This window comes from Rhodococcus sp. IEGM 1318 (assembly GCF_033142465.1).
In the GTDB taxonomy this organism is placed as follows: domain Bacteria; phylum Actinomycetota; class Actinomycetes; order Mycobacteriales; family Mycobacteriaceae; genus Rhodococcus_F; species Rhodococcus_F qingshengii_B.
Genome location: NZ_JAWLSC010000003.1, coordinates 305,455 through 328,123, shown reverse-complemented (window position 1 = coordinate 328,123; position 22,669 = coordinate 305,455). Strand labels below are relative to the sequence as shown.

The following is a 22,669-nucleotide window of genomic DNA, read 5'->3' as shown; positions in this document are numbered from 1 at the left end:
GTTGATTCCAACCCCCACTAAGCTGGGCTCCAAGCTCGCTTCCGTGTAACCCTCCGGCGCGAGAACATACCGATCTTGGAGGCCACCCTGTCCGCAGGAACCGCGCGCGTTGGACAGAGTTCGACCAACACCGCACCGCATCCGACCTCACTCGAACTGCCGGGCATGTTCGAAGGAGCGCTCCGCGACTTCTTCGCTTCACGCCGCGAACTCGTCTCGAACATCGGCGGTGGATACGAGAAGGCCGTCGATACCCTCGAGGCCTTCGTCCTGCGTGGCGGAAAGCGGGTCCGGCCGTCGTTCGCCTGGACGGGTTGGCTCGGCGCCGGAGGCGACCCGAACGGGAGCGACGCGGACGCCGTGATTCGGGCATGCGCCGCCCTCGAACTGGTGCAGGCCTGCGCGCTCGTCCACGACGACATCATCGACGCATCAACGACCAGGCGCGGCTTCCCCACCGTTCACGTCGAATTCGAGGACCAGCATCGCGGCGAGAAGTGGAGCGGCGACTCCGCACACTTCGGCGAGGCCGTCGCCATTCTTCTCGGCGACCTGGCGTTGGCCTGGGCGGACGACATGATCCGAGAATCCGGGATCAGCCCCGAGGCAGCCGCAAGGGTCAGCCCGGTCTGGTCGGCAATGCGCACCGAGGTGCTCGGTGGCCAGTTCCTCGACATCAGCAACGAAGCCCGCGGTGACGAGACCGTCGAGGCTGCCATGCGGGTCAACCGCTACAAAACCGCCGCGTACACGATCGAACGCCCACTGCATCTCGGCGCCGCACTGTTCGGTGCAGACGCCGAGCTGATCGACGCTTACCGCACGTTCGGAACCGACATCGGCATCGCGTTCCAACTTCGCGACGACCTACTCGGAGTGTTCGGAGACCCGTCCGTTACGGGCAAACCCTCGGGCGACGATCTCATTGCAGGCAAGCGGACTGTGCTCTTCGCGATGGCACTCGACCGCGCCGACGCCGCGGACCCGGCGGCGGCCGAACTACTTCGCAACGGAATCGGCACCGAGCTGACCGACAACGAAGTGGACACCCTGCGCGAGGTGATCACCGATCTCGGCGCCGTCACCGACGTCGAAACGCAGATCGACACCCTCGTCGAGGCAGCGTCGAACGCTCTCGGTGCAAGCACCGCGACGGCTGAGGCCAAGGCTCGTCTCACCGACATGGCGGTCGCGGCCACGAAGCGAAGCTACTGACCGTGGCAGACGTGCACCGCACTCGAACTGTCAGCTCGCCGACCGATCGAGTCGTGATCGTCGGCGCCGGACTTGCCGGACTGTCTGCGGGGTTGTACCTGCGGGGCGCCGGGCGCGAAGTCACGATTCTCGAGAGCAACAGCTCGGTCGGTGGACGAGTCGGCATCTACGAATGCAGTGACTACAGCATCGACAACGGCGCAACAGTGCTCACGATGCCCGAACTCGTCGAAGACGCTCTTGCCGCCGTCGGGGCCGACCCCGACTCGACGAACCCCAAGTTCGTTGTGCACAAGCTCGATCCGACGTACCACGCGCGATTCGCGGACGGCACCGCTCTCGACGTTCACGCTGATCCCGAAGACATGGCTGCCGAAGTAGCCCGCGTCTGCGGGCCGGAAGAAGCGCAGCGATACCGCGCGCTACGCCGATGGCTGAACCGGATCTTCGACGCCGAATTCGATCGCTTCATGGACGCCGACTTCGATTCTCCCCTCGGACTGGTCAATTCGCGTGCCGCGATCAAGGATCTGAGACGACTCGTCGCGCTGGGAGGATTCGGGAAACTGGGTGGGCAGGTGGATCGCAAGATCCACGACCCTCGCCTTCGGCGGATCTTCACCTTCCAAGCGCTGTATGCGGGCGTTGCTCCGTCTCGTGCGCTCGCGGTGTACGGGGCGATCGCGCACATGGATACCTCGCTCGGCGTCTACTTTCCCGAGGGCGGGATGCGCACGATCGCCGAGTCGATGGCCGACGCCTTCACCGAGGCCGGCGGAATTCTGCATCTCGGCCGCACTGTCGAACGCCTCGAAGTGAGCGATCGGCGCGTGCATGCCGTGCACACACGCGACGGTGAGCGCTTCCACTGTGACGCCGCTGTCCTCACTCCCGACATGGTCGTCACGGACTCGCTCCTGCGCCCACATACCCGATTCCGCCCGCGCCCGGTGCGTACATCGCCGTCCGCGGTCGTGATTCACGGCACGGTTTCCGCTGCGGTCGCCGACGGATGGCCCGCGCAGCGACACCACATGATCGACTTCGGCGAGGCGTGGAAGCGTACCTTCGCCGAGATCACGGCACGCCGCGGCCGCGGGCAACTGATGAGTGATCCGTCACTGCTCGTCACCCGACCGGCACAGACCGATCCAGGCTTGGCCTTCTCGCGAGACGGCCGGATCCGTGAACCGTTGTCAGTCCTCGCGCCGTGCCCGAATCTGGACAGTGCGCCGCTCGACTGGTCGACTCTCGGCCCGCCCTACGTCCGCGAAATCACCCTCACGCTGCAGGAACGCGGTTACACGGGACTGGTCGAGTCGTTCGAGATCGATCGAGTCGACACCCCGCAGACCTGGCTCGAGAAGGGCATGGCCGCCGGTAGTCCGTTCGCGGCGGCACACACCTTCACCCAGACGGGGCCGTTCCGACGCAAGAACCTCGCCCGCGGCTTCGACAACGTCGTTCTCGCCGGGTCGGGAACCGTTCCGGGGGTAGGAGTACCGACCGTTCTGCTGTCCGGTCGGCTCGCCGCCGAACGTATTACCGGTACACGCGAGCGAGCCAGAGCGGTGTGCACTCGTGCGAGCAACTAAACTAGCCCCTCGTAACCGACCATTCATCCACGATTCACCGACTCGGGCGCTGCACGCGCCGATCGACACCGATCTCCTCGGGGGAGGAACCTGCACCGATGACGTCCTCTGCCGCAGCCACTGAAATACCGTGGCACCTAAGGGCCGCCGATTTCCTTCGGACTCCCGAAGGTCACAGTGCACTGCTCGGTTTCTTCGGCGCAGTCATGATCACTTTCGGCGGATTCGGTGCCGGTAGCGTCCGGCGCCAGGATCCGCTGCTCGAGTCGATGCATCTGTCCTGGCTACGATTCGGACACGGATCGATCCTGTCGGCGGCAATCGTGTGGATCGGTGTTCTCTGCATGATCGGCGCCTGGGTTCGACTGGGCCGCTCGACTCTGCGCGGTGACGTCTCGCTGCGCGGTCTGCGCTACGTCGTCCCGGTCTGGACGTTTCCGCTGCTGTTCGCGGTTCCCATGTTCAGCCGTGACGCCTACTCCTACCTGGCACAAGGCGCCTTGTTGCGCAACGGCTTCGACCCGTACGCCGTCGGCCCAGTCGTCAATCCGGGGATCCTGCTCGACAACGTCTCCAACGTGTGGACGACGACAACTACTCCGTACGGACCGGTTCACCTTCTCCTCGCCGACGCCATCGTGCGTCTGACCGGCGAGAACGTCATCGCCGGCACGATGCTGTTGCGGATCACGATGCTCCCCGGACTCGCCCTGATGATGTGGGCCGTCCCCCATCTCGCGACGAAGCTCGGCGGAAACACCTCGATCGCCCTGTGGCTCGCAGTACTCAATCCCCTCGTCCTGATACACCTGATCGGCGGCGTTCACAACGAGATGCTCATGGTCGGCCTCATGGCCGCAGGCATAGCGCTCGCTCTCGAACGTAAGCACCTGTTCGGAATAGGATTGATTGCGCTCGCCGTCGCGATCAAGGCAACCGCGGGCGTTGCCCTCCCGTTCATCGTCTGGATCTGGATGATTCACGAGCGGGAGGCTGCCGCGGCCGCCGGCCGCGAACCGGCGTCACCGATCCGGTCGTTCGTCAAGACCGCGGGTGCTGGTTTTGCCGTGTTCGTGGCAGTACTCGGATCCACCTCACTGATTGCCGGCGTCGGTCTCGGCTGGACGACGGCACTCTCCGGCTCGGCGAAGATCATCAATTGGCTCTCGCTGCCCACGATCGTGGCGCACATCGGAACCATGGCCACCTCCTGGTTCGCCGGTGACCATTTCAACGACATCCTCGAAGTCTCCCGGACCATCTCGGCGGTTGTGTTGATCGCAATCATCGCCGTCGTGTGGTGGCGCTACCGCAAGACCGAGCGCGACGCCGTTATGGGCATCGTGATCGTGATGGTCGCCATCGTCGTTCTCTCCCCCGCCGCACTCCCCTGGTACTACTCCTGGCCGCTGGCAGTTGCGGCCGGTTTTGCAATGTCGCCGACCACCCTCGCTGTACTGACCGGCCTGTCCACCTGGCTCATGCTGGTGTTCCAGCCGGACGGATCCATCGGTCTGTACACCTTCCCGCATGTGGCTCTGGCCATCTTCGCCGCCGTGATCGCGGCGATGTCCTTGCAAACGGAAGACCCACTCCGACTTCGTGGACGCCATCATGAAAAACCGGTCGAAGTCTCAACACCAGCCTCGGCGACCTCGACGTCATGATCCGCGTGATCCGCAGGTCATGAACGCACTGTCCGCGTCCTACGGATTCTGCGAGGGCGTGACAAAGGAACACGGCCGCACGTACTTTCTGGCCGCGCGGTTGCTACCCGAGCCACGACGCCGCGCAGTTCACGCACTCTACGCATTTGCTCGCATCGTCGACGACGTCGTGGACGAACCATCGGGTCCGCATGAACGCGGCACCGTCCTCGCCGATGTCGAACGTGCGACCTTCACTACGCTGGACGCCGCTGGAATACGTGACCTCCCGGCAACGATTCCATCGGACCTGAGCCGTGTGCTGCCGGCCTTCGCCGACGCCGTGCAGATGTTCGACATTCCTCGTGCATATTTCGAAGCCTTCTTCGAGTCCATGCGGATGGACGCCCCCGACACGGCGAAGTTTCGACCCGTCTACAACACCATGGACGAATTGGGCGAGTACATGTATGGCTCGGCGGTCGTCATCGGTTTGCAGATGCTCCCGATTCTCGGAGTGAGCGTTCCGCAGCAGGAAGCCGTAGTGCCCGCGTCGAATCTCGGTGAGGCGTTTCAGCTGACCAACTTCATCCGCGACGTCGGTGAAGACCTCGACCGCGGACGTCTGTATCTACCGGCAAACGAGTTCGCCGCATTCGGCGTCGACATCGAGATGCTCGAGCACGGGCGCAGAACCGGAACGGTGGACGTTCGCGTCAAGCGCGCACTGGCACACTTCATTGCCGTGACGCGAGGGCGGTATCGGTCCGCCGAATCCGGAATCCCGATGCTCGACCGGCGGGTCCAGCCGTCGATCCACACAGCTTTCGTGTTGTACGGGGCAATCCTCGATCAGGTCGAGCGCGCCGACTTCCGGATACTGCATCGACGAGTATCCGTTCCCGGACGCACGCGACTTCGGGTCGCTGCGCCCGGTCTCGTCCGGTCCGCTACGTACGCGGTGAAAAGCCGGCGCGGTTGAGTACGCAGTGGGTGAGTTGTCGGAAAGCCGACAAGTTAGAAGGCCATCGCCTGCGCGCGGCGGATGACCTCACGCGCGAGATCACCATGCAGTGCGTCTACCGGGCGACCAGGCAGGGAATCATCGGCCAGGAACAACCAGCGAAGGATTTCGATGTCGGTGTAGCCACCATCGTGCAATACCGCCAGGAGACCCGGCAGCCACTTGACGATCTGGCCGTCCTCACCGAAGAACACTTCGGGAACACCGAGAACACCGTGACGCTTGACTGCGACGATCTTGTGATCGCGAAGCAACTGGTGAACTTTGCTCACCGGCAACCCGACGTTCTTCGCCACATCCACAAGCTGGAACAGGGAAACCGAAGAATCCAGGACATCATCACAATAAGGAATCGCGCTCACCGCGAGAAGTTTATCCGGTCCGGCGAGCCCGCTAGGTACCGCCCGGTGCAGTGCTCGAAACTGCCGCTCCGCTTAGGTCACAGCGCTCTGTGACGTTCTCGAGACTTCCGCGTCGGTATCGCTGGCTACGATGGACGGGATGCGGCGTATCAGTAACCGGAATTTCGCGGTGGATGCGAATCGGTGCCCTCACTGCGGGAACCAGTACGCGGTATACGACCACCCACACGCTGACAGCTACCACCCAGACCGCAAGCAGACAGATCGCAAGCACGGAGGAATAGTCATTACGGAGGTCGAGGGTTGATCGGCGAAATGCTCGAGCGCCGCTATCGAGTGGACGCACCGATCGCGCGCGGCGGTATGTCGACCGTGTATCGAGGCCTCGATACACGGTTGGATCGACCTGTCGCGATCAAGGTGATGGACCCGCAGTTCGCCGGTGATCCAGCGTTCCTGACTCGTTTCGAGTTCGAGGCCAGGGCCGTGGCCCGGCTCAAGCATCCGGCCCTGGTGGCCGTCTACGACCAGGGCAGCGATCGCAATCACGTGTTCCTCGTCATGGAACTCGTCGACGGTGGAACTTTGCGCGAACTCCTCCGTGAGCGCGGACCGATGCCGCCTCACGCCGTTGCAGCAGTCGTAGCCCCTGTCCTGGACGCGCTGGCGGTCGCGCACCGAGCGGGACTGGTTCACCGTGACGTCAAACCGGAGAACATCCTCATCTCGGACACCGGTGAAGTGAAGATCGCCGACTTCGGATTGGTGCGTGCAGCTGCGGCAGCAACCACCACATCCAACAGCGTGATCCTCGGCACCGCGGCCTATCTGTCGCCGGAACAGGTGACGTCCGGAATTGCCGACACTCGAAGCGACGTCTACTCCACCGGCGTGTTGATGTTCGAACTTCTCACTGGTACAACCCCTTTCACCGGTGATACGTCGCTCTCCATCGCTTACCAACGCATCCACGATGATGTCCCGCGCCCCGGCTCCCGCATCCCCGGTGTACCGGCGCAGTTCGATCGGCTGGTTGCCGAAGCCACTCATCGCGAGCCGGCACATCGTTTTGCCGACGCCGGTGAGATGGCAGCTGCACTTCGCAGCGTGAGCGAACAACTGGAGCTTCCGTCGTACCGTGTCCCGGCGCCGCGCCGAAGCGCCCAGCACCAAAGCGCGCAGGTTGCCCCGGCTCGGCCACAACCGGCGCCGGCGCCCCCCACGGATGCGCGCCCGAACTCTGCTGCGCGCCCGAACCCTGCTGCCACGACAGTGTTGGCGTCCGGCGTTGCCCCTGCTGCCGCAGCCACCACGGCGCTCGGCACGGGCTCCCCTCCCCCTGGCGGCATCCAGCACACTCGCGCGGTCACCGCTCAAACTGCTCGTCCGTCGACGGTCGACGGCAACTCGGATTTCGACGACGGTTCCGATTTCGGCGACGAGCAACTGGGGCCCCTCGATCCGCACGCTCATTTTGTCGAGGCACGACGCAAATCTCGGCGAGCCACCCTGATCTGGCTGCTCGTCATCGCGGTCCTCGCGCTTGCATTGGGCTTCGGCGGATGGTGGATGGGCTCGGGCCGCTACACAGCCGTTCCCTCGATCGACGGGCTGACCAAGGACACTGCAGTCACCGCCCTGCAGGACGCCGGGCTAACTCCCGACGTCCAGGGTCAGTACTCCGATGCCCAACCGATCGACATGGTGATCGGGACAGACCCGGCCTCCGGATCCAGGGTTACCAAAGGCTCGACCGTCGCGCTTCTGACTTCGCTCGGGCGTCCGACGGTCCCACCCATTCCGGCCGGCGGCGACGTCACGGCGTTGGGCGCACAACTCTCCGACCGCACTCTCGTGGCGGTCGACGGCGGGGACACCTTCAGTTCCAAGATCCCGATCGGCGGCGTGGCAGCCCTCGACCCGGCACCGGGAACCGAAGTTGCCGTGGGCTCCTCGGTCAAGGTCATCACGTCCAAAGGGTCACCGCCAGTCGACATTCCCGATGTGAAGGGCATGTCCGAGAACGCCGCACGCGCCGCCCTCGACAAGGTAGGCATCTCCGTCAGCACCACCAGAACTACGTTCGACGACGCCGTCGAGGGCGGTAATGTGATCGGCACCGATCCCGCTGTCGGGTCCTCGGTCAACGCCGGCACCTCCGTTGTTCTCCTGATCTCCGACTCCGTCAAGGTTCCCTCGCTGATCGGCCGCTCCGTCTCCTCCGCACGCGAAGAACTCGGCCGCCTCGGCCTCGAGATCACCGTGCGTCAGCTCACTCAGAACGACAGCTCGGTCATCATCAGCCAGAGCGTCAAGAACGACCTCGTTGCCAAGGGCACCGACATCAGCGTCGTCGCAATTCCCTGACAGTTCGCTTCGGCCTAGTCTGAATTCATGGTCACCTGGGAACCCGAGAGCTTAGGGATACTCGACCTGCCGTCGGGCCGATCGATTCGGGGTCGAGGACTCCGCAATCCACTTCCTTCCGGACCTCTCCCCACCTTCGGCGTCTATCTGACCGGTAAGGAACCTCCCGCTACCGAGTGGGACTCGGTGTGGGTCCGCTGGCGAGATTTCTGGTTGCCGAGCGATCCGGCTGCGCTGCGCAGCGCCCTGCACGAAGTGTGGGTGCGTTCGGAAACCGAACGAGTCGAGATCGCGTGCGGTGGTGGATACGGCCGCACCGGAACAGCTTTGGCCGCTCTCGCCATCGTGGACGGCGTGCCGAGTCAGGACGCCACCGCGTACGTTCGCGCACACTACTCACCTCGCGCCGTCGAAATGCCGTGGCAGCGCCGATTTGTCACGCGATTCACGAAATAGTGAAAGCCCCCACCTGCGCGAGCAGGTGAGGGCGTTTACCGGCGAATCAGTACGGGCGAGGTGTCAGCCTCGAAGCATCTCGGCCACGAGGAAGGCAAGCTCCAACGACTGCTGCGTGTTCAGTCGCGGATCGCACGCCGTCTCGTAGCGACCGCCGAGATCGAGGTCGGAGATGTCCTGTGCGCCGCCGAGGCACTCGGTGACGTTCTCGCCGGTCAGCTCGACGTGGATGCCACCCGGATGCGTGCCGAGACCGTTGTGGACCTCGAAGAAGCCCTGCACCTCGTCGACGATGCGGTCGAAGTGGCGCGTCTTGTATCCGGTGGAGGCTTCGTGCGTGTTGCCGTGCATCGGATCGCACTGCCAGATGACCTGGTGGCCGGTGGCCTGGACCTTCTCGATGATCGCGGGCAGCAGGTCGCGGACCTTGCCGTTACCCATGCGTGAGATCAGGGTCAGCCGACCCGGCTTGTTGGTGGGGTCGAGGCGCTCGACGTATTCCACCGCCATTTCCGGCGTCGTGCTCGGACCGATCTTGAGACCGATCGGGTTGGACACCAACTCGGCGAAGGCGATGTGCGCGCCGTCGAGTTGACGGGTGCGGTCACCGATCCAGAGGAAGTGAGCCGACAGGTCGTAGAGCTTAGGGTGATCGCTGTCATTGTCGAGACGCAGCATCGCGCGCTCGTAGTCCAGAACCAGAGCCTCGTGGCTGGCGAAGATCTGTGCCTGGTGCAGGCTCGGATCGGTGACGCCACACGCGTTCATGAACTGCAAGCCGCGGTCGATCTCGGCAGCGAGTTGCTCGTAGCGTGCGCCGGCGGGAGACGCCGCAACGAACTCACGGTTCCAGTCGTGCACCTTGTGCAAGTCGGCCATGCCGGCGCCGGTGAGCGCGCGAACCAGGTTCATCGCGGCGCTGGCGTTGGCGTATGCACGCACCAGACGCGAAGGATCGTGCGCGCGGACTGCCTCGTCAGCGACGAGCGAGTTGATCATGTCGCCGCGGTAGGACTTCAGACCCAGCGAGTCGATGTCGGCAGAACGCGGCTTGGCGTACTGGCCGGCGATGCGAGCAACCTTGACGACCGGCATCGAGGAACCGTAGGTGAGCACGACGGCCATCTGCAGCAACGTGCGGATGTTTCCCTTGATGTGCGGCTCTGTGTTGTCCGCAAATGTCTCGGCGCAGTCACCGCCCTGGAGCAGGAATGCCTCACCACGCGCGACCTGCGCGAGACGCTCCTGCAGCGCCTCGACTTCGCTGGCCACCGTGATGGGAGGCACGCTCTCGAGCACAGTCCGCATGGCGGCCGCCTGGTCAGCGGGCCACGAGGGCTGCTGAGCAGCGGGCTTCGCGAGCGCCTCGTCGAGCTGCTTACGCAGTCCGGCAGGCAGCGGCGGGAGTTCGGGCAAGCGGTCGATCGGCACGTCGACAGTCCAGTTCACCTCTACAGGATATTCGCTCACCCGTCGGCGCGTCACACAGGCTCTCGATCGCAGCTCAATCGGGACAATTCTCGCGCGCCGAAGACGTGGTCAGCGAAGTGAACGTACTGCCGAAATCGCGTCGAACTTCACGAGGTTGTGCCTGGCATCGGCAAGTGCGTCGTGTGCGTCGGCAGGTGCTGACGGGAGGGCAGGACTGCCGTTGTCTTCCCAGAACTGTCGCAGTTCGCGGGTGTAGCGCGGCATCGACTGCGGTAGTTCGGTCATATCGCCCCACAGCTGGCACAGCGCGACGTGGTCGTAGGCGGCGACCCACGCCCAGAGCTCCGGAACGACCATCGGACGCGGAACGAAGAATTTCAGTAGGTCGTCGCGGATCTTCTCGCGGGATTTCCACAGCGGCGACGACGGCTGCGGCAACTTCGGCAGCACGTTCTTGCGCACCCAACTACCGGCACGGGCGGGATCGAACTCCGTCGAGACCGCGTAGTACTCCCGGCCGTCCTCGCAGACAACGCCGATGGACACGAGATCGATGGTTCGACCGTCTTCGATGAATTCACAGTCGTAGAAATAGCGCACGTCCGAAAACTATGCCGCACGCGCAGGCCCTGGAGCCAATGCGCGTGCGGCAGATGTGGGAAATCTCTAGCTGGCCTGTGCGTCCGGGACCGAATCCTTGTCGGTCTTCGCGGCTTCCTTCGACTCGGCGGAGGCGACGAGATCAACAACCGACTCGCCGTTCTCCGACGGAACGTCGACGGCAACTTCGGGTTTCGTGGGCGCCTGGTTTTTCAGGCTCGCCGCGTAGATGTCCACGTACTCCTGGCCGGAGAGTTTCATAAGCTTGTACATCACTTCGTCGGTCACAGCGCGCTCGACGAAGCGGTTTCCGCCCATGCCTTCGAAGCGGGAGAAATCGATGGGTTCGCCGACGATGACGGTGACCTTGGCAGGGCGCCACATCCGCGAGCCGATCGGATTCATCTTGTCGGTACCGACCATCGCAACCGGGATCACCTTGACGCCCGATTCGAGCGCGAGGCGCGCCATTCCGGTCTTGCCCTTGTAGAGGCGACCGTCAGGCGAACGCGTTCCCTCGGGGTAGATGCCCAGCAGACTGCCAGAACCGAGAACATTGAGACCGGCGTTGAGCGCATCCTGCGCCGCGTCCGCGCCGGTTCGGTCGATGGGGACCTGACCGACCGCGGTGAAGAACCACTTCTGGAAAGCGCCCTTCAGACCGGAACCGGTGAAGTACTCGCTCTTGGCAAGGAACGTGATGCGGCGGTTGACGCGAAGCGGAAGGTAGAACGAGTCCAGAACCGCCTGGTGATTGCTCGCCAGGATGGCCGCTCCGTCAGTCGGAATGTTCTCGTGACCCTTGACCGTCGGACGCCCGAGCAGCCAGAGAATCGGCCCCAGCAACACATACTTGAAGAGCCAATACCACACGGCGTCCCTCCCATTCACAACTGAATTTCGCTGAGTACGACCTTACTGCCGACCCGTAACCCCCGCTACACACGCCCCTGCAGGATCGACCCGATCACAGTCCGGCAGATGTGGTTCCAGCGCCGTCGACCCCACCGAGATCCTGAGGCACTACCGAGCGAGCCAGGGCTGCGGCGCCGACCATCCCTGCAGCTTCGCCCAGCTGAGCCGAACGGATTCGTGCCAGCGGGCGGTGCTTCGCGCCCGTCAACAATGTCGCGTACTGCTCACGGGCGTCGTCGAGAAACAGTGGGGCTGAACTTGCGACGCCGCCGGCGATCACCACCAGATCGGGGTCGTAGACGTCGCCGACCATCGCCAGTCCGACGGCCAGCCAACGGGTGAACTCGGCGATGGTCGCCAGCGCGAGTGGGTCACCGTCCTGCGCGGCGTTGGCGATCCGGCGACCGGTGAGGGACCCCGGATCCACCGCTACCTCACGCGCCAGAACCGTCGACGCGGCCGGGTCGGCGGCAAGCAGTTCGATTGCCGTGTCCACGAGTGCCGTTCCGCTGCAATAGCGCTCCCAGCACCCACGTTTGCCACACGCGCATTGCCGCCCGCCTGGCACGACCTGGATGTGGCCGAGTTCGGGGGCGACGCCGTGACTCCCCCGATACAGCTCGCCGTTGATCAGCAGCGCGCCGCCGATTCCGGTCCCGATTGCCACCATCACGACATTGCGGCCCCCTGCGGCCGCGCCGAATCGATGTTCGGCAAATGCTGCTGCGTTGGCGTCGTGCTCGAGAACGACCGGCAGTCCGAGTCGCTTGCTCAAGTCGCTTCCGACCGGCGCGTCCACCCACGGCAAGTGCGGCGCGAACCGAACCGAGCTTCGATCGGACGTGATGAAGCCCGCGACCGCCAACCCCACAGCCGATACCTCGTGCCTGGTGACCAACTCGCGTACGACGCGATCAAGGCCGTCTTCGAGAGCTCTGGCGGACTGCGGAGTCGGGGCCTGAATCATCTCGAGCACTTGTCCGTCCACGTCCACGACGGAGGCCCTGATGCTCGTCCCGCCGACGTCGATGCCGACCGTCAAGACGTCGTCCATGGTGGAGTCGGAGACCGCTTTCAAGCGGCGCGCGCTCATCTCGCCAATTCCCGCGCGAGCGGCGCCCGTTGGAGTGCGCACCCTGTATCGGTGCCTCGTGCGTCGGTGACCATTGTGTCGATTGTGCTCATCACGAGCCGTTCGCTCTACCCGGGGTACTAAGTCAGTCCTTGACCGTCACGTTGATCGGGACAAATGCCGCCGTGCGAGTTCGCTCCGCACCTGGCGTCGTCGGGCCGCTGTCCGGTCCACGATCGGGGCCTGACGGCGCCCCGAGAAACTCGTCGAGAATCTCGCGAAGCAACGCCAGGAATGCTGCTGCTTGACCCGCGAGAAATGCCAACAGTTCGTGGTGCTCACCGCGAACCAGTGCAGAGAGGGCGCACACCGGGCACCAACTGCAGCCGCTGAACACCGGTTGCGTGTCCGCTGAACCGGGGTCATCCGTCGCGGCGGTGGATGCTGCGGCAGCCTTCTGCAACACCGGTTCCAGGCGCGTCAGAACGGTTTCCGCCAGCGCGCGAAATTCCGCGACGAGGCGCTCGTGCTCTTCGCTCATACCGGCCACACCGCGGGATCCGGGCTGAACCGGATGATCAGGTAACTGCCGTCCAACTCCGCCCCGTTCACGACACAACGACGCAGCACCGACGCCAAACGAACTCTGCGTCGTACGCCGTCTGCTCCCACCAGCACATCGTCCTCCACCCGGCCCAACGACAACGACGACGGATCCACGAGGGGAAGGTACATCCGCATCACGTACACCGAATCGACTCCGGTCCCCGACTCCAACGACACCACGATGTTGTCCGCGGTGCCGACGGTGCCCGAATCCGTGCCCGTTCCCCCCTCGAACGTGGCCGCGATCTCGCCCAGAGCGGCCAACCCTACCGGTTCGGCGCAAGCGCGTTCGACCGTTGTGACGGACATTCCATCGGTTGATCCACGCAATTCGTCCACGACGAGTGCCTGTGCCGCCCGGATCGAAGCGAGCCACTGCGCCGCCGGTGAATCGTCGACACCCATCCCGGCTGACAAGTTGAACTGCGGGACAAGGTTGTTGATCACAATCCCGTCCACTCGCAACCCGGCCAGAGCCAGCCCGGACAACGTCCGACGAGTCGCCGCGACCGACACGCCATCAGCCGACGTCACCACACGCACGCTGGTGTTCTCCCGATCCGAGAGGTGAACCGCGATTCGTTCCACCGACGCGAGCACCCGTTCGATGACGGACACGAGCAAAAGCAACCGCATGTCCGTGCCCGTCACGGCGACCATCCGCCTGTGCCGCGGCCACGATCGTTCGAGGTACTCCGACACCATCGACGGCGACCCGAGGATCCGCAGCGCTTCGGCTGCGGCCGGACAGTCCACGATCACGAGATCGTAGTCGCCGCTGTCGGAGAAGTCGACGATCTCGGAGAGTCCGAGTATGTCCTGAACGCCCAGGGATCCCGTCAACTCTTCTGGTTCCAACCGCTCGAACGACGAACCGTGTTCGTGATTTCCCGCTCCGAAATTTCCTGCAGCTTCGATCAATCCCGACAATCCTCGGAACTTTTCCTCGAGGAGCGCCGAAGTGTCGAGGTGCAGGACGTCGAGGTGTTCGCTGAGAGACGTCGTCGTTTGTGGCCCAGTCGTTCGCAGTGCAGGCATGCCCAGGACATCCGCCAGCGAGCCTGCCTGATCGATCGACACCAAGAGCACTCTCGCCCCGTCGGCCGCAGCCGACACAGCAGTCGCTGCGGCAAGCGTCGTCGTGCCTACTCCGCCTTTACCGACGAACAGTTGGACGCGCGATCGTTGCTCCGGCACTCAGCCCTCGACTCGCTTCTTCAGTTCTTTCAGAGCTGTGTCGGTGATGATCTTCTCGGCCTTGCGCTTGAACAGACCGATCATCGGAATCGTCAGGTCGACCGTCAACTCGTAGGTGACCGACGTGGTGCCGTTCGGGCCGGGCTCGAGTGTGTACGAACCGAATTGGGACTTCTGGATCTCACCCGAGATCAGCTCCCAACTCACCGCCATACCGTCCGGCGCCCACGAATACTGCAGTTCGTAGGTGTCCTTCACCATCCCCGCGTCGAGGACAAAACGTACTCGGTCCGCGCGGCCGCCCTGCCCCGGAGCCGTCACCTCGACGGACTTCGCCGCGGCCACCCATTCGGGGTACTGCGGGAAATCGGCGATGACGTTCATCACGGCGTCGGCAGGGGCGTCGATGCTGATCAACCCCTTGGTCTTCTCGGCCATACGACTGCGCTACCTTCCTTCGTCAAAAGTCCAGAACCTGCACAACGTGCACTGCTTCGATTATCAGTCCGGTGCTACTCCGGCGGCACGCCCTGCTTCGAGTTCGCGCTTGAGCTGGAAGGACATGACCTTGCCGTCGACCCGACGCTTGCGGTTCATCCCGGCGAGGTCGAGGTTCGCCAGATCGGACGGTGATACTCCGACCGGTTCACAGTGCAGGAAGTAGTGCGCGATCGTCCCGTCCATGACCGGTTCGAGCCACACCTCCATGGTGCCGACCAGCTGACCGGACACTCCCCACCGGAATCCCGCGGGACCGCGATCTTCCCGGACTTCGAGCGCAAGATCACTGAACCAGCGACGCCATTGCGCACGCGAGGACAACAGTTCGGCGACCCGCTCGGGCGGGGCGGCGATGAAAGTCTGGTCTGCGACCTGAATGCTGCTCACCGATGTAGCTTCACATATCGCGTCGGTGAAGCGTCGAGGGGTGTCGCACCACTACATACCGGACAGACTGTAAGCCTGGCCACAACTGCGTCGGACATGCGACTACAGTAGGAGACGAAAACCCTACTCGTCAGTATTTCGCAGTGTCGGAGGTATTTCGTGCCTGAGTTCAGCGCACCCCAGACGTTCACCATTCCCGAGGATGCCTCCGCGGTCGACTCGGTCTTCGCCTTCGCGAAGACGAAGCCGGCGGCGGTTGTCTACAAGCGCAAAGTCGGAAATGCATGGGTCGACGTCACTGCAGGCGATTTCGCCGCCCAGGTGACTGCCGTCGCCAAGGGCCTGATCGCGATCGGAGTCAAGCAGGGCGACCGCGTCGGCCTCATGTCGGCGACTCGCTTCGAATGGCCGCTCGTCGACTACGCCATCTGGGCGGCCGGCGGCGTGACGGTTCCGATCTACGAAACCTCCGCAGCCGAGCAGGTTCGCTGGATTCTCGAGGACTCCGAGGCAATCGACCTCATCGTCGAGAACGACGCACATGCCGCGACCGTGAAGGACGTCGCTGCAGCCGCACCCGCGCTGCGCACGGTCTACCAGATCGAAGCCGCGGCAGGCGGTAAAGGTGTTGTCGAGGAATTGACCGCACTGGGCGCCGACATCTCCGACGAGGACGTCCACGCCCGCGTCGCTGCACTGAAGGCTTCCGATCCCGCGACCCTGATCTACACGTCGGGCACCACAGGCCGACCCAAGGGTTGCCAGCTGACGCACTCCAACCTCATTGCCGAGTCGAAGGGCATCCTCGACTCCAACCTCGGCACGCTGCTCAAGACTCCCGGCGTTCGCACCCTGATGTTCTTGCCGCTCGCGCACGTTCTCGCTCGCGCAGTCAGCATCGCGTCGTTCGACGCCGGTGCAGCGCTGGGGCACACGAGCGACATCCCGAACCTCGTTCCGACGTTCGGCGAGTTCAAGCCCGACTTCATCCTCTCGGTGCCGCGCGTGTTCGAGAAGGTCTACAACAGCGCACGTGCCAAGGCGCACGGCGACGGCAAGGGAAAGATCTTCGACGCGGCCGCAGACACCGCCGTTGCCTGGAGCGAGGCGCAGGACAAGGGCGGCGCCGGCATCGTTCTCAAGGCCAAGCACGCTCTCTTCGACAAGCTCGTGTACTCGAAGCTTCGCGCTGCACTCGGCGGGCAGTGCCAGCTGGCCATTTCCGGTGGTGCACCTCTGGGCGCTCGACTCGGCCACTTCTTCCGCGGTATCGGCGTCACGATCTACGAGGGCTACGGACTGACCGAGACCACCGCAGCGTTCGCCGTCAACACCATCGGCGCACAGAAGGTCGGCTCTGTCGGAAAGCCTTTGGCCGGCAACTCCGTTCGCATCGCTGAAGACGGCGAAATCCTCCTCTCGGGACCGGTCGTCTTCACCGGCTACTGGCGCAACGAGAAGGCGACTGCCGAGTCGATCGAGAACGGCTGGTTCCACACCGGCGACCTCGGCACCGTCGACAAGGACGGCTACATCACCATCACCGGCCGCAAGAAGGAAATCATCGTCACGGCGGGCGGCAAGAACGTCTCCCCTGCTCAGCTCGAAGATTCCCTTCGCGCCCACCCGCTGATCAGCCAGGCCATCGTGGTCGGCGACCAGAAGCCTTTCATCGGCGCCCTCATCACCATCGACGCCGAAGCTCTTCCCGCTTGGAACGAGCGCAACAACAAGGCCGCAGGAACCACAGCTGCCGACCTGGTTTCGGACGGCGAACTGGTCGGCGAAATCCAGGACGCCATCGACGAGGCCAACAAGCTCGTCTCACACGCCGAGGCAATCAAGAAGTTCCGCATTCTTCCGGTCGACTTCTCCGAGGACACAGGCGAACTCACGCCCACGATGAAGCTCAAGCGCAACGTCGTGCACGAGAGCTTTGCCGCCGACATCGAAAAGATCTACGCCAAGTAGCCTTTCGTCGATCAGTCCTCTGCCGACATGAACGGCCCGCACCGAATTCGGTGCGGGCCGTTCGCGTTCCAGTCCGCAGTAGCTCAGCCGAGAAGATTGCGCAGCTTCGAAGCGAGCGTGTCCCACTTCCATTCTTCGGCAACCCACGCCCGGCCGGCTGCTCCCATCGCGGCCGCTCGATCACGATCGGACAGCACCTCGATCACGGATTCGGCGACGTCGCGAACAGAGGTGCCGTCGACCACGAGGCCGGTCTTGTTCTGCTGCACCGTTTCCGGAGCGCCACCACTGCGCCCGGCGATCACCGGAACGCCGGTCGCCGAAGCTTCGAGGTAGACGATTCCCAATCCTTCGACGTCCAAGCCGGCGCCTCGGGTACGACACGGCATCGCAAACACGTCGGCAATCGTGTGGTGAGCCGACAACTCCGCGGCGGGCACCGTGCCGGTGAAGACGACGTGATCGTCCATCCCGGTCTTTCGCGCGAGTTGACGGAGGTGGTCCTCGTACGGTCCACCGCCGACGATCACCAGCACCGCCCCGTCGATGCTCTTTCGAATCGTCGGCAGCGCCTTGGTGAGCATGTCCTGCCCCTTGCGTGGCACGAGCCGCGACAGGCACAGGATCGTGGGCCGCTCTCCCAGCCCGTATCGCTTACGCAGTTCTGCGCGGGCGACCGAGTCCGGGTGGAACACCGACGTGTCGACTCCGGACGGCAGGTGCTCGAGCGCCGCTTGCGGGCCGAAAGCCGCCGAGAACCGCCCACGGGTGTATTTGCTGACAAACGTCACCGCATCCGTGTGATCGCCGATCACGCGCAACGATTGCCGCGCACCGGGAATCATCGACCATCCGACCTCGTGGCCGTGGGTACTCGCGATCACTCGGCTCGCTCCGGCGCGCCGAACAACCGGCGCCAACAACGCCAACGGCGCCGCCGCACCGAACCAGACCGACTCACAGTCGTGCTTCTTGACCAACTTCGCGGCCCGACGAGCGACAAAAGGCGAGGGCAGCATCAGCGTCGTCGGGTGCCGAATGACCTCGAAAGGCTGTGCCGCGTCGAACTTCTTGTGCGAGTCGCCCCGCCACCGCGGCGCGTACACCACCAACTTGTCCGCCGGCAGATGCCCTGCGAACGTGTGGAGATAAGACTGGATACCTCCGGGGCGAGGAGGAAAATCATTGGTCACCAAGAGGGTCCGGCGCATCCGTCCACCGTAAGGCACTCGGTGCGTCGAGACGCGACAAGGTCACCGCGCAGTTTACGAACGACCCAGCTGCGAACGACCGAACCGCTGACTGCTCAGCCCAGATGGCTGTTGGTCCAGTCGACCCATCCGGTTCGTAGGTCCTCGGTTCCGACGCCGAGAACCGCTCGGATCCGCGAGTCGAGGTCTTCAGCCGTCATCTTTCCGGAGGCCAGGGCCCGAAAGAGGTCGGTCAGCTTGGCCTCTCCGAATCGATCAGCGATGTACGCGTTGATCGACCAAGCCGATTCGTACGCCAGTGAACTCACGACCGGTACACCGCCGAACTGCGTGTCGTCCGGAAACTCAGTAGGAGTATCGCCGGCGCGTACCGCTGCTGCCAGAGTCGGTGCGATCTCGCCCCAGGCCCGCGAGGATCCGCGGTTTCCCGCGTATTCGGCGAACCCTTCCAACACCCACATCGGTGACCCGTCGCGGGTTTTCGATCGGGCGGCTATGTGCATGAGTTCGTGGCGCAACACCGTTCGCCTGGTGATGTCGGTCAACCTCGAAGCCGCGGCAGGCGAGAAAACCACCCGCTGGCCGCTCACGTCGGAAGACCCGTCCGCCGTCGCATCCGCGACCGAAACTGCGGCAATCGAAGCGCCGTCGTGATGGGAGCCGACCAGTGCGGTGAATTCCTCCGCCGATCCAGCCACCATGAGCACCGCTCGCTCGGACCACCATGGACCCCACAATTGCGTCGTGTTCTCGATGGCCGAGTCCACATCGGACGCCAAGGCATCAACAAACGCCTGCTGACCCGGATGCCCGATCACCAGCGCATTACCCGCAGAATTTTCGGCGACGGCCAGCGGGCCGAAGTCCCAAGGGCCGTTCCAGGATTCGCCCGTCGTTCGGGCTCCGTCCAGTCCGACGATCGCGCCGTCAGCAAGAACCGACCACTGATCACCGCGTTTCGCGAGCGTCATGGACACGCCCTTGCGAGTGGGCAACGCGTCGACGCCGTCGAGGGCGTACCGCAACAGGACTTGCGCATTCCATACTTCGACGTCTCCGTCCGGCGCACCGGTTCGCGGCGCCGGAGTCAGGCCGCCGCCGGGAATCTCGTATCCCCAGTCGGAGAAGTCGAGCGCTCCCGCTGCAGTGGCTCGTCGAATCTCCGCTTCGAGCACACCGGGTGCGGCAGCATCGTCGACGAACTTCGCCAGCCCTGACGGATCGTCGGACATCTGCGCCGCAGCCCAGGCATCGAGAAAGGCCTGTACCTGAGCGGTTCGTTCGGCATCCTGCTCGCTGGCTGCATTTTCGTCGGAATCGGACCTGTTCGTCAGGAAGATCGTCAAACCGAGAACGAGCACCACGGCAACACCGAGCGCCACGAGAGCCGGGTACTCCCAACGGCGTTTTTGATCTGCGCCGACGTCGGGCGTCGTCATCGGTTCAGTCGGCACGGTGCCGAGTGTAGGAGAACTCGACTCGACGCTTCACGGCGGCTGGCCACACGTCGCCCGGACGCAGCAAGCCGTCAGTAACGACGCGCAGTGGAAAACTCCATGCCTGCCATCGACTGAACCTTCACCGGTACGCCGAACGTCGACGCATGCAGAATGTTCCCGTCGCCGGCGTAGATACCGACATGCGAGTTGTCGCTGTAGAAAGTCACAACGTCACCGGGCTGTAGTTGGTCCCTCGAGACCGGAACACCGCCCTGTGCCTGCGCTTGGCTCGAACGGGGCAGAGACTTCCCGATCTGCTTGTAGGCCCAGACCACCAGACCTGAGCAGTCGAACTCGTTCGGGCCGGTTGCGCCCCAGACGTACGGATCACCGATACGGGTCAGGCCTGCCTGGAGCGCTGCGGCGCCGGACCCCGGGGTCAAGTTAGCTAGAATTTTGCTGAGATCGACGTCCGGCGGGAATGGCGTACCGCTCAGTTGGTTACGCTCGGCATCGGTGAGGTTCTGGAATGCCTTGGTCACATCGGCGATCTGCGTCTGCAGTTCACTCTGCTTGCGCTGCAAGTCGTCACTGAGTGCACGGGCTTGATCGGCGGCGGTTCGAGCATCTTCGGCCGATCGCTTCGACGCTTCCGAGGCAGCACGCGCATCGGCAGTGGCCTGGTTGAACTGTGAGACCTGTACCGCCGCGTCGTTGGAAATCACGTCGAGCGCGGACATCTGATCGAGCAACTGCTGCGGCGAGTCGCTCACCATCAACGCAAAGAGGCGATTGGTTCGCGCACCCTGGTAATTCGCTGTGGCAATACGGTTTACCGCCGGAGCGAACTCGGCGACACGTGCCGAAGCCGCGTCGAGAAGACCCTGATCGGCTGCCGAACGCGCGTCCGCATCATTCGCGACCGCCAGCTTCGCGTCGAGGTCGATCTGTGCGTTGTGCAGCGCTTCGTTGGTCTGCTCGGATACCCGGGAGAGTTCACCCAGCTTGTCGAGCGCCTCGGTGGGGTTGGTGATGACGGGGTCGGCACCGGCCTGCATCGAAGGCCCTGCGACGAGTCCGAACGCCAGCACTCCCACTGTCAATGCGGCGCGTACTCGACTGTTGTTTTTCGATGAAACCACGGAATGCAACTCTCCGTCTCGATGAAGCGACGTCGACCGGGATCGGTCGACGATCTGTTAGCTGGCTGTCAACTATTCACAGTACCTGCCTCGGCCGCGCAATGTCTCGGTAAGGTTACGGAACGGCATACGTTTGTGTCTACTCGCCGGTAGGCGTGTCGGGGTGAAGTACTGGCGGATTGTCGAGAAACAAAGAATGTGGGCCTCGAATCAGAAGATTCGAGGCCCACATTCGAAGATCCGGAGCTCCCCCGAGCTCCGCCGCCTTGCAGCGGCGGATCGTTCCGACTGCCTACCGGAGACAGCCGTCGAGCGTGATCAGAAATCAGTAACGACGAGCGCCGTCGTACGGCATCGAAGAGACCGGTGCGAGCTTCACGGGCTGACCAGCGGTCGACGCGTGGATGACATTGCCGTTGCCGGCGTAGATGCCCGAGTGCGATCCGCCGTAGAAGGAGATCACGTCGCCGACCTGAAGATCGGACTGTGCAACGGCAACGCCGGCTGCAGCCTGATCGTAGCTCGTGCGAGGCAGGTTCAGGCCGGCCTGCTTGTATGCCCACTGGACCAGACCGGAGCAGTCGAATGCGTCCGGGCCCGATGCGCCGTACACGTACGGGGAGCCCAGCTTGCTCTCTGCGGCGCGAACTGCCTGCTCACCGACACTGGAGATGGGAGCGGCCGGTGCGGCCGGTGCGATGTCGGTGATGCCCGGGACGACCGGCAACTGAGGAATAGAAACGCCCGGAACCTCGAAGGTGCCGACGCCGGGGATCGTGATGGGGTCTGCCGAGGCAGGTGCAGCGGTTGCAGCAAATGCACCGACTGCGAGCGCGCCGGCTACTGCCAACTGCGCTGAACGCTTGAAACTCTGTGACGCCACTTAAGGGGTGCTCCATTTCTTCCATTCATCCGCCGACCGAGTTAGCTGACGGGTTCGGGCTGGGAAGATCAGCCCTACCCGCGTGGTCTGCAGCGATCGAGCGTGCTGCACCCCAGGCGGGATTCACCCCAGTGGAAACTTGGGTTCCCGGTTCGGGTTCCTCGCGGAGATCCCGATTAGGCGGTTCCTGACGATGCCGGTCCTGTTTGGTCCGGCAAGACTTCGTTAGGTCTCAGGAAGGTTACGAAATGATCGCGACGATGTCGACCGCTTCGTGACAATCGCGCCCGATTCGCCGGAAATCGTGCTGCCGCGCCCGCGATACTCCCAACGGGTCACGAAGAGATAACGACAGGTCTGTTCGGCGAGGCTCACCTGGCCCGCAAACCTGCGCTTGTTACCCACTGACAAGGGTCACCAAACCCGACAATCCGATCTTCCATGCAGTTCAACGCCGATTACTTGATACTAGAACCTGTTTCGATCAAACGAGCATTTTCGGCGGCTGATCGTCGTAGCAACAACCTCACGAATCGCCCTACCGGCAAGTAGGCACGGGGCCGCATTCGCGAGTTCCCGCCGCAAGTGTGATCCTCGTCTCTCATACTTTTGTCGGGGGTCGATCCACTGCTTTCTCAATGGAAGTCGG

20 protein-coding genes and 1 riboswitch are annotated in these 22,669 nt (G+C 63.7%); of the genes, 7 read left to right on the top strand and 13 right to left on the bottom strand.

The features are described 5' to 3' along the window. Positions 1-75 precede the first annotated feature (75 nt). The 4 genes from R4P65_RS09840 to R4P65_RS09825 all read left to right on the top strand — a co-directional run bounded on the left by R4P65_RS09840 (position 76) and on the right by R4P65_RS09825 (position 5,438). A complete protein-coding gene (locus R4P65_RS09840) occupies positions 76-1,215 on the top strand; it encodes a polyprenyl synthetase family protein (protein WP_230813539.1) in 1,140 nt (379 codons plus the stop codon). Between the two features lie 2 nt (positions 1,216-1,217). After that, a complete protein-coding gene (gene crtI, locus R4P65_RS09835; RefSeq protein ID WP_317826348.1) occupies positions 1,218-2,810 on the top strand; it encodes a phytoene desaturase family protein in 1,593 nt (530 codons plus the stop codon). Between the two features lie 98 nt (positions 2,811-2,908). Continuing rightward, positions 2,909-4,477 (top strand): alpha-(1->6)-mannopyranosyltransferase A, encoded by a 1,569-nt coding sequence (locus tag R4P65_RS09830; RefSeq protein ID WP_317826347.1) that lies wholly within the window; start codon positions 2,909-2,911, stop codon positions 4,475-4,477. 19 nt (positions 4,478-4,496) lie between these two features. Continuing rightward, positions 4,497-5,438 (top strand): phytoene/squalene synthase family protein, encoded by a 942-nt coding sequence (locus R4P65_RS09825; protein WP_317826346.1) that lies wholly within the window; start codon positions 4,497-4,499, stop codon positions 5,436-5,438. A gap of 35 nt (positions 5,439-5,473) precedes the next feature. Here R4P65_RS09825 and R4P65_RS09820 read toward each other — a convergent pair whose 3' ends face one another. Beyond that, entirely contained in the window at positions 5,474-5,842 is a 369-nt protein-coding gene (locus tag R4P65_RS09820; protein ID WP_230813547.1) for an Rv2175c family DNA-binding protein, read from the bottom strand. Positions 5,843-6,145: 303 nt separating this feature from the next. Between R4P65_RS09820 and pknB the strand changes: the two genes are divergently transcribed. Continuing rightward, positions 6,146-8,209 (top strand): Stk1 family PASTA domain-containing Ser/Thr kinase, encoded by a 2,064-nt coding sequence (gene pknB, locus R4P65_RS09815; protein ID WP_317826345.1) that lies wholly within the window; start codon positions 6,146-6,148, stop codon positions 8,207-8,209. Between the two features lie 27 nt (positions 8,210-8,236). Further along, positions 8,237-8,665, top strand: a complete 429-nt coding sequence (locus tag R4P65_RS09810) for a protein phosphatase (RefSeq protein WP_230813551.1) — start codon at positions 8,237-8,239, stop codon at positions 8,663-8,665. 63 nt (positions 8,666-8,728) lie between these two features. On the opposite strand, the gene R4P65_RS09805 is transcribed toward R4P65_RS09810, so the two are convergent. From R4P65_RS09805 to R4P65_RS09770, 8 genes are all read right to left on the bottom strand, one after another. Next, entirely contained in the window at positions 8,729-10,114 is a 1,386-nt protein-coding gene (locus tag R4P65_RS09805; protein WP_007730070.1) for a class II 3-deoxy-7-phosphoheptulonate synthase, read from the bottom strand. A gap of 90 nt (positions 10,115-10,204) precedes the next feature. Further along, positions 10,205-10,696, bottom strand: a complete 492-nt coding sequence (locus tag R4P65_RS09800) for a polyadenylate-specific 3'-exoribonuclease AS (protein ID WP_230813553.1) — start codon at positions 10,694-10,696, stop codon at positions 10,205-10,207. A 66-nt stretch (positions 10,697-10,762) separates the two neighbouring features. Then, entirely contained in the window at positions 10,763-11,569 is an 807-nt protein-coding gene (locus R4P65_RS09795; RefSeq protein WP_230813556.1) for a lysophospholipid acyltransferase family protein, read from the bottom strand. Positions 11,570-11,663: 94 nt separating this feature from the next. Further along, entirely contained in the window at positions 11,664-12,704 is a 1,041-nt protein-coding gene (locus tag R4P65_RS09790; protein WP_230813559.1) for an ROK family protein, read from the bottom strand. 124 nt (positions 12,705-12,828) lie between these two features. After that, positions 12,829-13,224, bottom strand: a complete 396-nt coding sequence (locus R4P65_RS09785) for a hypothetical protein (protein WP_317826344.1) — start codon at positions 13,222-13,224, stop codon at positions 12,829-12,831. Further along, positions 13,221-14,486, bottom strand: a complete 1,266-nt coding sequence (locus R4P65_RS09780) for an ArsA family ATPase (RefSeq protein ID WP_317826343.1) — start codon at positions 14,484-14,486, stop codon at positions 13,221-13,223. Before R4P65_RS09780 ends, R4P65_RS09785 begins: the two co-directional genes overlap by 4 nt. Beyond that, positions 14,487-14,924, bottom strand: coding sequence for an SRPBCC family protein (locus R4P65_RS09775; RefSeq protein WP_230813566.1), 438 nt, complete (start codon positions 14,922-14,924; stop codon positions 14,487-14,489). It lies immediately after the preceding gene. A 63-nt stretch (positions 14,925-14,987) separates the two neighbouring features. After that, complete coding sequence (locus R4P65_RS09770) at positions 14,988-15,374, bottom strand: polyketide cyclase / dehydrase and lipid transport (RefSeq protein ID WP_095969865.1); 387 nt, start codon at positions 15,372-15,374, stop codon at positions 14,988-14,990. A 159-nt stretch (positions 15,375-15,533) separates the two neighbouring features. Between R4P65_RS09770 and R4P65_RS09765 the strand changes: the two genes are divergently transcribed. Continuing rightward, the gene (locus R4P65_RS09765) at positions 15,534-17,345 is read left to right on the top strand and encodes a long-chain fatty acid--CoA ligase (protein ID WP_317826342.1); all 1,812 of its coding nucleotides are present in this window, start codon (positions 15,534-15,536) and stop codon (positions 17,343-17,345) included. A gap of 83 nt (positions 17,346-17,428) precedes the next feature. Here R4P65_RS09765 and R4P65_RS09760 read toward each other — a convergent pair whose 3' ends face one another. From R4P65_RS09760 to R4P65_RS09745, 4 genes are all read right to left on the bottom strand, one after another. Then, the gene (locus R4P65_RS09760; protein WP_317826341.1) at positions 17,429-18,556 is read right to left on the bottom strand and encodes a glycosyltransferase family 4 protein; all 1,128 of its coding nucleotides are present in this window, start codon (positions 18,554-18,556) and stop codon (positions 17,429-17,431) included. Between the two features lie 95 nt (positions 18,557-18,651). Then, positions 18,652-20,010: a peptidase MA family metallohydrolase gene (locus R4P65_RS09755; RefSeq protein WP_411742529.1), complete on the bottom strand. Its 1,359-nt coding sequence runs from the start codon at positions 20,008-20,010 to the stop codon at positions 18,652-18,654. 74 nt (positions 20,011-20,084) lie between these two features. Further along, positions 20,085-21,137, bottom strand: coding sequence for a C40 family peptidase (locus R4P65_RS09750; protein ID WP_317826340.1), 1,053 nt, complete (start codon positions 21,135-21,137; stop codon positions 20,085-20,087). A gap of 325 nt (positions 21,138-21,462) precedes the next feature. After that, positions 21,463-22,020 carry a C40 family peptidase gene (locus R4P65_RS09745; RefSeq protein ID WP_230813577.1) on the bottom strand — a complete coding sequence of 186 codons (558 nt, stop codon included), beginning with the start codon at positions 22,018-22,020 and terminating at the stop codon, positions 21,463-21,465. 14 nt (positions 22,021-22,034) lie between these two features. After that, positions 22,035-22,213: riboswitch (cyclic di-AMP (ydaO/yuaA leader) on the bottom strand. Positions 22,214-22,669: the final 456 nt, after the last annotated feature.

Coding starts and splice junctions, on each gene's coding strand:
- R4P65_RS09760 (WP_317826341.1), bottom strand. CDS start 18,556: ATGCGCCGGACCCTCTTGGTGACCAATGATTTTCCTCCTCGCCCCGGA.
- R4P65_RS09790 (WP_230813559.1), bottom strand. CDS start 12,704: ATGAGCGCGCGCCGCTTGAAAGCGGTCTCCGACTCCACCATGGACGAC.
- R4P65_RS09825 (WP_317826346.1), top strand. CDS start 4,497: ATGAACGCACTGTCCGCGTCCTACGGATTCTGCGAGGGCGTGACAAAG.
- R4P65_RS09830 (WP_317826347.1), top strand. CDS start 2,909: ATGACGTCCTCTGCCGCAGCCACTGAAATACCGTGGCACCTAAGGGCC.
- R4P65_RS09785 (WP_317826344.1), bottom strand. CDS start 13,224: ATGAGCGAAGAGCACGAGCGCCTCGTCGCGGAATTTCGCGCGCTGGCG.
- R4P65_RS09810 (WP_230813551.1), top strand. CDS start 8,237: ATGGTCACCTGGGAACCCGAGAGCTTAGGGATACTCGACCTGCCGTCG.
- R4P65_RS09775 (WP_230813566.1), bottom strand. CDS start 14,924: ATGGCCGAGAAGACCAAGGGGTTGATCAGCATCGACGCCCCTGCCGAC.